General features: G+C 53.3%; 1 protein-coding gene. It reads left to right on the plus strand.

The window, feature by feature from the left end; genetic code table 11:
- A partial coding sequence (locus tag VJI77_RS07410; RefSeq protein WP_323988948.1) for a hypothetical protein occupies nt 1–321 on the plus strand: 321 nt, incomplete at both ends.

Consider the following 321-nt stretch of genomic DNA (forward strand, 5'->3'; position numbering starts at 1 on the left):
GTCGCCTGCATGGCTGCAGCTGTGCCAGATGGTAGTGGTCTCGCCGAAGTCGCCTGGTATGGGTGAAAAGTTCGAGCCCGAGAAGCTGAAGAAGTTCCTTGACAATTTCGAACAGCGTCATCGTGAAGGACGTTCTAAGCCTGCTGTGGCTTTGAAGATCGTCCTCTTCAGCCAGCAGGACATTGAGTTCATGCTCGACGTAATCGAGTTTGTTGCACACAACACCAATGCAGGTATCCATCCTGGGTTGCTGTTTGCGTCTGTAGGGAACCCGTATCCGCCGAAGCTGATCGACGACAAGCTGACGGATTCGATGCAGTC

It is taken from the genome of Parvimonas sp. D2 (assembly GCF_035282635.1).
Lineage (GTDB): Bacteria > Bacillota > Clostridia > Tissierellales > Peptoniphilaceae > Parvimonas.